Source organism: Mesorhizobium sp. M2A.F.Ca.ET.039.01.1.1, assembly GCF_003998035.1.
GTDB lineage: Bacteria > Pseudomonadota > Alphaproteobacteria > Rhizobiales > Rhizobiaceae > Mesorhizobium.
Window position 1 is genome coordinate 1 of the sequence record NZ_RZRY01000127.1, and the last position, 12,291, is coordinate 12,291.

The 12,291-nt window shown below is 61.1% G+C and carries 15 protein-coding genes; 14 read left to right on the plus strand and 1 reads right to left on the minus strand.

Features of this window, described 5'->3' with window-relative positions:
• The first annotated feature begins 243 nt into the window (after window positions 1-243).
• The 10 genes from EOA24_RS12660 (at window position 244) to EOA24_RS12705 (ending at window position 9,774) form a co-directional block, all read left to right on the plus strand.
• Entirely contained in the window at window positions 244-1,446 is a 1,203-nt protein-coding gene (locus EOA24_RS12660; protein WP_127409827.1) for a Xaa-Pro peptidase family protein, read from the plus strand.
• A gap of 54 nt (window positions 1,447-1,500) precedes the next feature.
• On the plus strand, window positions 1,501-2,730 hold the full coding sequence (locus tag EOA24_RS12665) for a Xaa-Pro peptidase family protein (protein WP_189353924.1): 1,230 nt from the start codon (window positions 1,501-1,503) through the stop codon (window positions 2,728-2,730).
• A complete protein-coding gene (potA, locus tag EOA24_RS12670; RefSeq protein ID WP_127409829.1) occupies window positions 2,730-3,818 on the plus strand; it encodes a polyamine ABC transporter ATP-binding protein in 1,089 nt (362 codons plus the stop codon). Before EOA24_RS12665 ends, potA begins: the two co-directional genes overlap by 1 nt.
• Window positions 3,819-3,843: 25 nt before the next feature.
• On the plus strand, window positions 3,844-4,881 hold the full coding sequence (locus EOA24_RS12675) for an ABC transporter substrate-binding protein (RefSeq protein WP_189353926.1): 1,038 nt from the start codon (window positions 3,844-3,846) through the stop codon (window positions 4,879-4,881).
• 59 nt (window positions 4,882-4,940) lie between these two features.
• A complete protein-coding gene (locus EOA24_RS12680) occupies window positions 4,941-6,671 on the plus strand; it encodes an ABC transporter permease subunit (RefSeq protein ID WP_189353928.1) in 1,731 nt (576 codons plus the stop codon).
• Window positions 6,672-7,207: 536 nt separating this feature from the next.
• On the plus strand, window positions 7,208-7,474 hold the full coding sequence (locus EOA24_RS12685) for an NAD(P)(+) transhydrogenase (Re/Si-specific) subunit beta (protein WP_127409832.1): 267 nt from the start codon (window positions 7,208-7,210) through the stop codon (window positions 7,472-7,474).
• A gap of 2 nt (window positions 7,475-7,476) precedes the next feature.
• Window positions 7,477-8,205 (plus strand): LuxR family transcriptional regulator, encoded by a 729-nt coding sequence (locus EOA24_RS12690; protein ID WP_127409833.1) that lies wholly within the window; start codon window positions 7,477-7,479, stop codon window positions 8,203-8,205.
• 92 nt (window positions 8,206-8,297) lie between these two features.
• A complete protein-coding gene (locus tag EOA24_RS12695; RefSeq protein WP_127409834.1) occupies window positions 8,298-8,924 on the plus strand; it encodes an acyl-homoserine-lactone synthase in 627 nt (208 codons plus the stop codon).
• Between the two features lie 39 nt (window positions 8,925-8,963).
• The gene (locus EOA24_RS12700) at window positions 8,964-9,215 is read left to right on the plus strand and encodes a DUF6499 domain-containing protein (protein ID WP_127409835.1); all 252 of its coding nucleotides are present in this window, start codon (window positions 8,964-8,966) and stop codon (window positions 9,213-9,215) included.
• A gap of 76 nt (window positions 9,216-9,291) precedes the next feature.
• Window positions 9,292-9,774, plus strand: a complete 483-nt coding sequence (locus EOA24_RS12705) for a DUF2285 domain-containing protein (RefSeq protein ID WP_245501785.1) — start codon at window positions 9,292-9,294, stop codon at window positions 9,772-9,774.
• 16 nt (window positions 9,775-9,790) lie between these two features.
• Here the strand turns inward: EOA24_RS12705 and EOA24_RS12710 are convergent, their stop codons facing one another.
• Complete coding sequence (locus EOA24_RS12710; protein ID WP_127409836.1) at window positions 9,791-10,045, minus strand: DUF2285 domain-containing protein; 255 nt, start codon at window positions 10,043-10,045, stop codon at window positions 9,791-9,793.
• Window positions 10,046-10,200: 155 nt separating this feature from the next.
• Here EOA24_RS12710 and EOA24_RS12715 point away from each other — a divergent pair, with 155 nt between their 5' ends.
• From EOA24_RS12715 to EOA24_RS12730, 4 genes are all read left to right on the plus strand, one after another.
• Window positions 10,201-10,416, plus strand: coding sequence for a helix-turn-helix transcriptional regulator (locus EOA24_RS12715; protein WP_127409837.1), 216 nt, complete (start codon window positions 10,201-10,203; stop codon window positions 10,414-10,416).
• A gap of 429 nt (window positions 10,417-10,845) precedes the next feature.
• Window positions 10,846-11,808 carry a zincin-like metallopeptidase domain-containing protein gene (locus EOA24_RS12720; RefSeq protein ID WP_127409838.1) on the plus strand — a complete coding sequence of 321 codons (963 nt, stop codon included), beginning with the start codon at window positions 10,846-10,848 and terminating at the stop codon, window positions 11,806-11,808.
• Window positions 11,805-12,008, plus strand: a complete 204-nt coding sequence (locus EOA24_RS12725) for a hypothetical protein (protein ID WP_127409839.1) — start codon at window positions 11,805-11,807, stop codon at window positions 12,006-12,008. Before EOA24_RS12720 ends, EOA24_RS12725 begins: the two co-directional genes overlap by 4 nt.
• A gap of 14 nt (window positions 12,009-12,022) precedes the next feature.
• On the plus strand, window positions 12,023-12,291 hold a 269-nt coding region (locus tag EOA24_RS12730; protein ID WP_133374503.1), incomplete at its 3' end, for a DUF2958 domain-containing protein.

Sequence of the window (12,291 nt, forward strand, 5' to 3'; positions counted from 1 at the left end):
GCGCTAGAGCGAAATCCTGCCGCGCGCGTTCGCGCGTGGCAGACACCAGGTGAATTTGTCCGTCGCTCCCCAGGCTTGGCCGCCCGATGGGTAGGGCTGACGCAAGGTGACAAACACGATTTTTCGACGAAACCATGTTTCATGACGGTTTCGTGATTGACAGTACAATCGCTTGTATGTGTTAATACAAACGATTGGATTCCCCATCATCCCAACCGACCGGATGAAATCCGGAGGAGCACCATGAAAGAAACCCCAGCGAATTCCAGGCTCAATTTTCCGTCCGATGCGGACTACGCCAAGCGCGTCGAACGCGCCCGAACTGCGATGAAGCAGGAGGGGATCGACGTTCTTGCCTTATCGGGCGTCGACAATCATCGCTTCTTTACCGGATTGGATGGCATCCCGGTCGTCAGACCGATCTGGTTCGTCTTGCCACAGAATGGCGCGCCGGCTTTTGTCTCGCCGCGCATCGAAGCGTCGGAGATACAGGCGCAGTCTAACGTGCCGGTGGCTGCCGAATGGGTCGAATGGGAAGAGCCGGCAAAGACTCCAATGTCGTTCGCTGTCGCGCTCGCTAACCATCTAGGGAAAGTAGCGCCGACGGCCCGCATAATCGGCGTCGATTTCGACGGTACATGGGCACGAAATCTGGAGTTGGCCAAGGAGACCATTGGCGCCGAACGTATCAGAGACGTCTCGGCCATGCTTCGTGAGGTTCGTAGGCTCAAGGATGCTGCAACGATCGACGTCGTTCGGCGCTGTGCCGACATCGTTACCCACCAGTTCAAGGCAAGCCGTGAAGTTATTGCCCCCGGCATTCCCGACTGGGAAGTAGCGCTTGCGTCCCGCTCGGCCGCGATGCGGCGAGCCGCAGAATGGTGGAACGGCGATGAGGAACATGCGCCGCTTGTCCAGGGCTTCCATGTTATGGCTAGCGGCGAGCGTTCTTCCCGCGCCCATCCCTCTGCCGGTGGTCGCATAATGCGGGAGGGGGATATCATGCAGCTGTGTTATTGCGGCCGGCCGTTCTTCGGACATGGTATCTGCTTCGATCGGCCGGTTGTGGTTGGTTCCAAGGCGTTGCCTGCGGAAGTCCGCAAGATCGTTGACGTCGCGCGCGCGGCCCAGGAAGCAGCACTGGCAAAAGTGCGCCCCGGCGTGAGGGCGGGCGAGGTCCATGCAGCTGCGGTGGAGGTGATCCAGCGTGGAGGTTGGGACAATCCCTTCCGGCACCGTACAGGTCGCGGTGTCGGCCTCTCCGATCCCGAGTGGCCCGAACTTAAGGCCAACGACCCGACCGTGCTTGAGCCGGGCATGCTCCTCGGCGTCGAACCGGGAGTCTATATCGCCGGCGTGGGTGGTGCCCGCTTTGGCGACACGATCCTCGTTACCGAAACCGGATACGAGCCGCTCACGCCGCTTGACCTTGGCCGAGCGATCTAAAGAAGGCCCCGCCGGCTGCGAGGCTATGAGGCGATGAGACGATTGCGTAGCACCATGAACGAGAACTCAGAGAACGCCATGACCGCGAACCCGGCGAATTCCAGACTCACTTTTCCCTCCGATGCCGACTACCGCAATCGCATCGCACACGCCCAAGCTTCGATGAAGCAGGCCGGGATTGATGTTCTCGCCCTGTCTGGTTTCGACTATCTCCGCTTTTTCACCGGTTTGAACGGCCTTCCCGTCGGCAGACCGATTTGGTTGGTCTTGCTGCAGGAAGGCGCGCCGGCTTTCGTCTCGCCTCGCAGCGAGGCAAAGGAGATACGGGCGCGATGTGCGACCCCCGTCGCTGCGCAATGGGTCGAATGGGAAGAGCCGGTCCCGGCCCCGATGACGCATCAAGACGCGCTCGCTAAGTATATTGGCGAAGTTGCCGCGCATGCCCGCACAATCGGGGTCGATTTCAACTCCACGTGGGCTTTGAATGTTGACCTGGTCAGGCAGGCCCTGGGCGCCGAGCGCGTCAAGGACGTCACCGGTTTGCTTCGCGGCCTGCTCGCCATCAAGGACGCGGTTGCGATCGACGTCATTCGACGCAGCACCGATATCGTCGCCCACCAAGTGATCGCCTGTCAGGAGATTATCGCGCCCGGCATTCCCGAATGGAAAGTCGCGCTGGCGTCTTTCAACGCCGCGACAGAACGATCCGCGCAGTGGTGGAGCGGAGATGAGGAGCAGTCCCCGTTTGTGCAGGGTATGCAGATGATGGGTAGCGGTCATCAGCGCACGGCGCGCTGCCATTGCGCCGGCGGCGGTCGCATCATGCAAGACGGCGAAATCCTTCAGATTTGCTTCTGCGGCCCGTCGTTTTTTGGGCACGCGATTGGGTATGATCGCCCGTTCCGTATCGGCTCGAAGCCAATGCCTGCCGATCTTCGCAAGCTCGTGGATGTCGCACGCGAGGCTCAGGAAGCGGCTTTGGCAAAAATTCGCCCCGGCGTAACCGCAGGCGAGGTGCACGCCGCCGCGGTGGCGGTGATCGAGAGTGGAGGCTGGGACAACCCCTTCCTGCACCGAACCGGCCGCGGGATCGGATACTCCGATTTTGACGGGCTTGAGCTCAAGGCCGGTTCTACAACCGTTCTGGAACCTGGAATGGTCATGACGGTCGAGCCGGCTCCATACGTCGACGGCATCGGTGGTGCCCGCTTTGGCGACACGGTCCTCGTGACCGAAACCGGGCACGAGGTCCTCACTCCCTTCAATCTTGGCAGGGACATCTGATGAGAGACAAGTCGCTCCCCACTGTTTCCTTCCAAGGCGTCACCAAACGTTATGGCCTCGTCACCGCGGTGAATGGCGTCAACCTCGACATCTCGCCGGGCGAGTTTTTCGCGTTGCTCGGCTCGAGCGGTTCGGGAAAGACAACGCTTCTGATGCTCTTGGCGGGGTTCGACAGTCCGACCGAGGGCCGTGTGCTGATGTCAGGCACGTCTGTCTCCGACGTGCCTCCGCATCGGCGTCAGATCGGAGTGGTCTTTCAGAACTACGCGCTTTTCCCGCATCTAACCGCTGCCGACAACGTCGCCTACCCACTGAAGATGCGCGGGGTCGGGCGTGGCGAGCGCGAGGCGCGCGTGAACGCAGCGCTCGGCCTCGTCAATCTTACCGATCGAGGGTCTTCCTATCCCTCGCAATTGTCCGGCGGTCAGCAGCAACGCGTGGCGCTTGCCCGTGCCTTGGTCTTCGGCCCGGACATCCTGCTCATGGACGAGCCACTCGGGGCTCTCGATCGACGGCTCCGCGACCAGATGCAACTGGAGCTGAAGCGTATCCAGGGTGAACTCGGCATCACGGTCATTTACGTCACGCATGACCAATCGGAAGCCATGGCCATGGCGAACCGGATCGGGATCATGGCCGGAGGGCGGCTGCTTCAGGTCGCCGATCCCGAGACCATCTACGCCGCGCCATCCAATCACTTCGTCGCACGTTTCATCGGAGAGTGTTCCATCCTGCGGGTCGCCGCGACGGATGGAGGCAAGGGGTACGAGATCGCCGGGGCGCGACAGTCGCTGCCGTCTCCCTCGAAGGAGCCTTTCGATATCGTGGTTAGGCCAGAGAATGTCTCTATCCGTGGTGCAGCCGAAGCATCATCAGACGGGGCTTTCGGCGTTGCCGCGACAGTGCGCGATGCCACCTATCTCGGCGCCGGCTGGCGCGTGGCGCTCGAACTTTCCGACGGGCAGTCCCTGCTCGCCAGCATCATGCGCGGAGATGACGTGGCCGGACGCTTGGCGCCGGGTCTTCCTGTCGTCGCGCGGTGGGCGCCAGCATCCGTCGCTGTTCTTCCGACTGAAGGATCGTCCTGAAGCGGGTTTAAGGGAGAGTAAACTCATGACGTCAAACAAGCTGCACAAAGGCTTATTGGCCGCGGTGATCGCGGCTGCCAGCATTACGTTCTCCGCGCAATTGGCGACCAACGCCTATGCGGCGGATGTCGTAGTCGCCTCTTACGGCGGTGCCTTCCAGGATGCCCAGACAAAGGCCTACTTCGGACCCTACACCAAAGCCACGGGTACGAAGGTGACCGGCACCACCGGCTCCGGCTATGCCAAGGTGAAGGCTATGGTGGAGAGCGGCAACATCACCTGGGATGTCGTCTCTGCTGAGAGCTCGGCCTTTGCGAACGAGACGAAGGATGGCCTTCTTCAGCCGATCGACTATTCGGTCGTCAAGGCCGACGGCATCCCAGCCGAGTTCCGCAAGGAATACGGCGTGGGCTACATCTCGTTCGGGCAGGTTCTCGCGTGGAGCAAAGACAAGTTTCCGAACGGAGTCACCCCGGCTCAGTTCTTTGATCCCAAGGTAAGGGCCCGCCGCGTTCTGACGTCGGATCCTTACTTTACGATTGAAAACGCGCTGATGGCTGACGGTGTGAAGGCGGCCGATCTCTATCCCCTGGACGTGGATCGCGCCTTGAAGGTCATAGATCGGATCAAGGATCAACTCGTCGGCTTCAAGGGCGGCTCGGATACCCAGGCGCTTATCCAGCAGGGCGAGGTCGACTTGGCCTTCGGCCCGAATGGCCGCATCAACGATGCGATCAAGGCGGGTGCGAACTGGGCCTACAGCTGGGAGGATTCAGTTTCAGATATCGAATGGTGGGTGGTGACGAAAGGCGCTCCGCATGCTGCAGAGGCGATGAAGTTCATAAACTTCGCCGTCCAGCCCGAACAGCAGGCGGAACTCACCCGGCAAATCCCCTACGGGCCGACCAACGTCGACGCCCTGAAGCTTCTCGACCCCGCTGTCGCCAAGAGCCTGCCGAGCTACCCCGCTAATGCCGAGCTCGGCGTGGTCCTGAATTCGCAATGGTGGCACGATAACCTCGAGACTGTGAAGCCTCGCTGGGACTCATTCATCATTCAGTAGCAGAAAGCGTTTGGGAGAAAACGAGAATGAGGCGGAACAGACTAATAGAATGGGAGCGGTTGTTACTGCTCGCTCCCGCATTTCTCCTGTTCCTCTTCGCTTTTGCGCTCCCGCTACTTGCGATCCTACCGGAAGCGTTCGGCGGTGATGCCGTCGGGCGCTTCGTGGGCATATTCCAAAGTGTCGTGTACCGAACGGTCATCTGGACCACGGTGCGGATCAGTCTGGAAGCGACGGCGATAACACTCATCGTCTCGTTTCCCTTGGCTTGGCTGTTGAGCCGGGCAACCGGGGTGAAGGCCCTGCTTCTTGGACTTTTGGTGCTGGTTCCCTTCTTGACCAGCGTGCTGGTCCGAACCTTTGCCTGGTTGGCAATCCTCGGACAGCGCGGCCTGGTCAACGCGGCGCTTCTCAACCTCGGACTGATCTCGGAGCCGCTTCCGCTCCTCTTCAACGAGTCGGCAGTTGTTCTTGCCCTGGTGCACGCTTCCATCCCGATGATGGTGTTTGCGCTCGTCACTGTCCTGCGGCGAATTGACGGACGCATCCTCCTGGCCGCTCATACGCTCGGGGCAAAGCCCGTGCGCGCTTGGTTCGGCATCGTTGTCCCGCTTGCAATCCGCGGCATCCAATCCGGTGTCATTATCATCTTCCTTTTCACCATGGCGAGCTTCATCGCGCCCGCCTTCCTTGGAAACCAGCGCCAACAAATGCTGGCGCAAATGATCCAGGCGCAAATCGAGACGGGGGCTGACTGGCCTTTCGCTGCAGCGCTCGGTGTCACGCTCTCCGTGACTGCCACGATCGTTGTCGTGGCGTTGTCGTCGGTGATACGATACTTCTCGCGTTGGCAGCACCCGGGTGTGTCGCCGACCACCCTGCCGCAACAGCGCGTACGGCAGGCGGACAGGGAGATACTACGCCAGCCGGTGGCCCTGCCAAAATCGCGTTTCCACCTGCCTGCCCTGCGGCGCTTCAGCGCCCGTTGGGTGGAACCAGCCTATCTGGCCGTCATATCCATCTTCATTCTTCTTCCCCTGGTCGTCCTCTTTCCAGTGTCGTTCAGTTCGGCTGACGTTCTCATCTTTCCGCCTCCCGGCTATTCCTTGCGATGGTTCGAAAAGATCGTCGGCAGCCCGGAATGGGTCTCGGCGGCTCTGACCAGTCTTCGCATCGGCGCTGCCACCTGCGTTCTTAGCCTCGTAGTCGCAATCCTGACAGTGCTCGGCTTCGGCCGTTATTCGCGGTTTCAGGGAGTTGGCGAAGCGATCGTACTATCGCCTCTCAGCGTACCAGCTGTGGTCTTCGCGCTGGGGGCTTACCTGTCCTTTGCGCGCATCGGACTCGTTGATACCGAGACAGGCATTATCATTGCGCACACGGTGCTGATCTTCCCGGTTGTGTATCTGGTCGTCTCCGCGACATATAGTTCCATCGATCCTTGGCTGTCGCTCGCGGCGGCGAGCCTCGGTGCGGACCCATGGCGCATATTCCGGACCGTAACCTTTCCGCTGTTGCTTCCGGGCCTGGCCGTCGGCGCCTTGCTCGCGATGCTTCTTTCCTTCGATGAATCGGTGGCCTCGATCTTCCTCAGCGACCTGTCGGTAAAAACACTGCCACGGAAATTGTGGGAGGGCATCCGCTTCAACACCAGCCCCGAATCTGCGGCTGTCTCCGCCATGCTGCTCGGCGTCACCTGCGTCGTCGTCATCGTCGGTATGGTGGTGGTCCTCGGGCGCCGGAGAAATGCTCTGTTGATCCCGAAGGCCGTTCCTGACTCGGCTTCTTGATCGGTCTCAGTAGTCTGCGACCTGCATCAGCAGCGAATAGCGGTTTTCGATCGAGAGATGGGTCGTGGATTTTTGACAGCCAGCAACAAAAGCGGACCGTCGACTGCCGGCCCCTCAGTCAGTCACCCTGGGACACCGTACGCGCCTCGGTCGAGCGTCATTCCAGCGGGGATCCGCTATCCTGGCCGCTGCGGCGGCGCGCCAGGACGCCGGTGGGCCCCAATCCTCCCAGATGGCCCACCGGCACCAATTCGAGCGCCAAGCGATCGATCTTTTTTCGGAAAGCCGCCGAGCTTCCCCGCGGGCGCAGGCATATCAATTCCTATACCCGGCCACGCTCGAGACAGAGCGCTGTACTCTATCACGGCCGATCTAAGTGAACGCGAGTGGCAGTGGCTCGCCGGGTTCCCGATCATCGCTGCGCATCTCCACAATACGCTGCTGGGCGCTAATGCGACCCAGTACATTGTCGACGGTTTCTCGTCACGACGCGCATGTTCGCTATGCCCCAGAAATCCTGACCAGGAGGGGTTTTGATGACGATCGGTAGCGTTTTGACCGCCTATATCGCGGCCGTCGTCCCTTTCATCCTTTCGCTTGACCGGGTTGCGGAGCAGGAAAACGCCGCCTGGCGCAGCATCGTCGGCATGGGCCTTGCCGTCCTTGTCACGGTCTTCGGGACTGGTGTCGGCAATTGGCTTGTCTTCGTGCGGACGATCGCCGGGCGCGCGGTGCGCGGATCTTATGTTGCCGCCTGCGTGCAGAAGACCAAGGTGCCGCAATTGGTTGCCGCGCTACGCTAGGCATGCACGACATCTTCCATAGATTCGCGGAGAGGCTCACAAGCAGCGTTGACAAGGTCGATCTTCATGACGCTCTGGCTGAGACGGCTTCTTCGCTCGATCTCCCGTTGTTCGCCTACCTCTTCCCCTCGCTCCAGCGGCGCCGTGCGACGGACCTGATCTCCAGTTATCCTCAACATTGGGCGTCTCACTATCTTCACAGCCGTTATGAAGATGTAGACCCGGTGATCGATCAGGCGCGTCGTCGCCAGGAAACATTCCGCTGGGGTGCGGACGGCGGCGATCTCGATTTGTCGACGCCGCAGCGACAGCTGATGGATGAGGCGAACCAATTCGGCATTCGCAGCGGCTTTACGATCCCCATCCACGATCGGCGCGGTCTTTTTGCCGCGCTTACCTTCGCCTCCGATGAACGTCAGCCTCTCTTCTTCCGCGTGATCGAGCGGCATGAGCGTGCGTTGCAGTTGGTCGCCATCTTTTTCCACATCCAGGCACGTCGCAGGCTGACGTCCGAGCGAATGGTGGACGGCGTCGCTTTGTCCCGTCGGGAATTTCAGTGCTTGCTATGGGCTGCTCGCGGCAAGTCGGATTGGGACATCGGCCACATTCTGGGCATTAGTCAACGCACCGCCGCCTTTCATCTCGACAATGCCAAGAAGAAGCTTGGCGTGCGAACCAAGACCCAGGCCGCCATCCGGTTCGCGCTATCGAGATCGACAGATCTGACCTGACGACGTCATCAAGCTGTATACATGCACAGGTTGTGGCGGCCGCGGCCTTTGCCTCCAATCGCGATGATATTCACGCGAGGGAGAAGACCGACATGATGCAGTTGATCACGCCTGATTGTTACGCAGAATTCGACGACGAGCTCAAGGAGATGCATCGCTTGCGTCATCGCGTCTTCAGGGATCGCCTGAATTGGGATGTGTCGGTCAGCGGTGGCTATGAAGTCGATCCTTTTGATGCGCTGGGCCCCTGCTACCTGCTGCTGAAAGCATCGAGTGGGCGTGTCGATGGCTGCGTTCGCCTGCTGCCGACCACTGGCTCGACGATGTTGCGTGACAGCTTCTCCATTCTCCTTGGAGACCACCCGGCGCCGGAGGATCCCTGCATCTGGGAAAGCAGCCGTTTCGCGCTCGATCTTCCGCCGTCGGCGCCGAAACGGGCCGGCATTGCGCTCGGCACCTACGAGCTGTTCGCCGGCATGATCGAGTTTGGCCTGTCGCGTGATCTGCGCAGCATCGTAACGGTGACGGACTTACGCATCGAGCGGATCCTGCGTCGCGCCGGCTGGCCACTCGAACGCCTGTCCGATCCGCAGACGATCGGCAATACGCGCGCCGTCGCCGGTCATCTCGACGTCTCGGCCGGGAGCCTGGAAGCCATCTGTGGCAATGGCGGGATCAAAGGCCCCGTGTTGTGGGCACCGGTCAGAAAGATCGCCTGACCTCAACGTGTGATCCCGCCTTCAATTGGATGTGGTGCGATGAGCGAGACGAGCTCTGGTCCAGTCTGGCCGGACTGGCAGGACGACCATGCCTATGCCTATTCTCTGCACCTCGCCAGCCGTGGCTGGGCCTGGGAGTTTCTGAGGCGCAATCCCGGCTTCCAGAAGGATCTCAGCGCTGTCTTGCGGCGCGTCGATCTCTCGCAATCGGGAATCGCGGACATCACTAGAATGCGGGCGAGCGGAAGCGATCTTTCCGTTTGGGGGATCCTTTTTTGCAAGCTCGATTGAGAGTCTCGCGAACGTCTTTTGGTCTCCTCATGAATGTCCGCACGTTCTCGCGGTTTCCGCTGAACCTGCGTCGAGATTGCCCGATGAAAACGTGTTTGATCTCTCCAATGTTGCCTGTCAGATCTCCATCTTGCTGAACGCGAACGGACGGCAGAACATCCTGTTCACGGACGGTTTCAGGAACCTTCAATTGGCAGTCGTCGGGGCAAATCTCCTCGAGTCAGCACGCCTCACCGCGAACGTGCTTTGGCCCTCGGCGGAAGTGAACCAACGGCTGGAAGGGCTGGAGTGTTTGAACGCCCTCCGATCTACCGGACGGCTTCCACCCAGATTCTTTCCCGCTGAACCGCGCGGCGAGCGGCTGCGGTGGGTTTTGCGGGCCCTTGATGGCTCCATCGCCGGCGCCTCACATCGCGAGATCGGCACTGTCCTGTTCGGGAAGGCACGTGTTGAACGGGATTGGGCCGATCCCGGCGACCACCTTCGTGACATGGTGCGCCGTGCGATCAAACGCGGACGCTCACTCGTGAACGGTGAGTACAGGAAATTTCTTCTGTAGTTGTCGCTTCTCCGACTTAGCCCGGGAAAAGTTCCTTGTACCCGCTGCTGATCAGCCAGTGTGTCCGGTCCAAATGGCTTCGCACCGCCTTGCGGGCGCGAGCTGACTCTTGCCTGGGATCGATTCCCAGTATGGCCTGGGCCATCTCTTCCTCGCTGGCGTTGTCGGCGCAGGCCTCGATGAGCCTCAGGTAAATCGCGAAATGCTCTTCGTCGTACGCGGTTAGCGTGTCCGCCCAAGGGACTTCGTCAGCTATTAGGTTTTCAGTCATTCTTCCTTCGCCCGCAACGCATCGTCAGTCGCTTCTAAGGAAGTTGCTGCGATTGCAATTCTTTGCGACCAACGATCGTTCTCAACAATGCTCGATGTCGGTTTGTAGAGAATACTCCGTGGTGAAATCCTCTACAAGGGAGTGGCCTCTCGTGCATGGAAATCCGAGAGGTCTTTGCCCGCAATCTGCGCAGGCATCGCCAACGAAAGAAGCTGTCCCAAGAAGCGCTGGCGCACGAAGCTGGCGTCGATCGAACCTATGTGAGCGCCCTTGAGCGCAGGGTCTATGCCGCCAGCATCGATACGGTTGCTAGGCTGGCGAAAGTGCTTGGAGTCAAGCCAGCCGATTTGCTGGACCCGGATTCCCGATAGACGTGAAGCACGGCGGACCAAAAACCGCCTCGATTGAATCTATGCACCTCGAAGGAGGGCGCCTGCGCGCTGACAGCGCGCACCGGGTGCTTGTGAACCGAGCCCGCTTTTCTTCGCCATGCTCAGGCGGTCTCGGCCATACGGCTTCGCCCCCTGGCGCAGGCAGCCCTGCGGGCTGTGGCGGCCGCCGCCCCTTTTGGGGCGGCGCTGTCTTTTTGAGTTGGCCTTCCCGGCGGCGCGGTGTGGGCGGCTCTCCCTTCTAGGCCCGCCGCGGCGGCCCGCAACCCTGCGCTTTCAGCTCCGGGTCCTCCACTTCGTTCCGGTCCTGCGGATGCCGGCCACCTCCGACGGCGGGCCTTTCCGGTCGTTTTCGCCGCCCACCCCGCTTCCGGGGAGGGCGCAGCGAGATTGGCGAGCGGAGATTTCATCATGCGCAAGACCGGCAAACGCAGTGCCCGGGGAGAGGTTGGCGGCAGGAAGGACGAGCAGCCTCGGGCCAGCCTCTATTCCGAGATCACCGACCGCATCATCGCCGATCTGGAGCGGGGTGCGGTGCCTTGGGTCAAGCCTTGGGGAAAGGCGAAGGCCAGTCTTGGGCTGCCCAAGAACGCCGCCACCGGGCGCGGCTATTCCGGCATCAACATCCTGATCCTGTGGGGCGCGGTGATCGAGCGCTCATACCCCGGACAGAGCTGGCTCACCTTCCGGCAGGCGCTTTCGCTTGGCGGCAATGTCAGGAAAGGCGAGCACGGCACGACCATCGTTCACGCGGATCGCTTCATCCCGAAGGACGAGAAGGAACGCGCCAGACAAGAAGACGCCGAGCCGCAGGCGGTGCCTTTCTTCAAGCGCTTCACCGTCTTCAATGTCGCGCAGTGCGAGGGCCTGCCTGAGCAGCTTTACAGCCAGCCCGAACCGCTGCCGGAACGTGAGATCATCCCGCAGGCCGAGGCTCTTATGCGCGGCAGCGGCGCGGATATCCGCATCGGTGGCGATCGCGCCTTCTACATGCCGGCCGCCGATTTCGTGCAGTTGCCGCCGCAGCCCGCATTTTTCGAGCCGGTCAATTACTACCGCACGGTCCTGCACGAGCTAGGCCACTGGACAGGACACCCGACCCGGCTTGCCCGTGACTTCTCCGGCTCGTTCGGCACCAAAACCTATGCCCGCGAGGAACTGGTCGCCGAGCTTTCTGCCGCCTTTACCTGCTCCAGCCTGGGCATTGAGCCGACTGTGCGCCATGCGGACTATATCGCCTCTTGGCTCGCAGTGCTGCGCGAAGACAACCGCGCAATTTTCCGCGCCGCCAGCCTCGCCTCGAAAGCCACCGATTTTCTGCTCGCCGTTCAGGCTGACGCGGGAAGCAAGACGCAGGAAGGGATCGCGGTATGAGCGCGCGCGGTTCCCTTCCGCTGCAGACCGAGGCGACGCCGGAAGGCGAGGAGACGCTCGTTCCCGGCGTCCGCCCCATCACCACGCGCGACCGGCTGGAGTTTCTGATGGATGCGCCGATGCGTCCGCGCGCGGCGCAAAAGCCGCTCGATATCGGCCTCTTCGATGACGCCCAGCGAAATCAACTCGACCTGTTCTGACTAGGAGTTTCGTTATGATCCTGATCACCGATGAATTGCGCGCGCGGCTGCTCGCCAACGGCGCGGCCGAGACCGAAACCGACCATGTGCCGGTCGTAAAACTGTTCAATCCGGTCGGCGCTGCGACGTGGCTTTTGACCGAACTCGACGCGGACGGCGACACGCTGTTTGGCCTTTGCGATCTCGGTTTCGGCTTCCCCGAGCTTGGCAGCGTCAGCCTTGCCGAGCTTGCAAGTGTCAAGGGACCGCTCGGTCTTGGCGTCGAGCGCGATCTCTCCTTCAA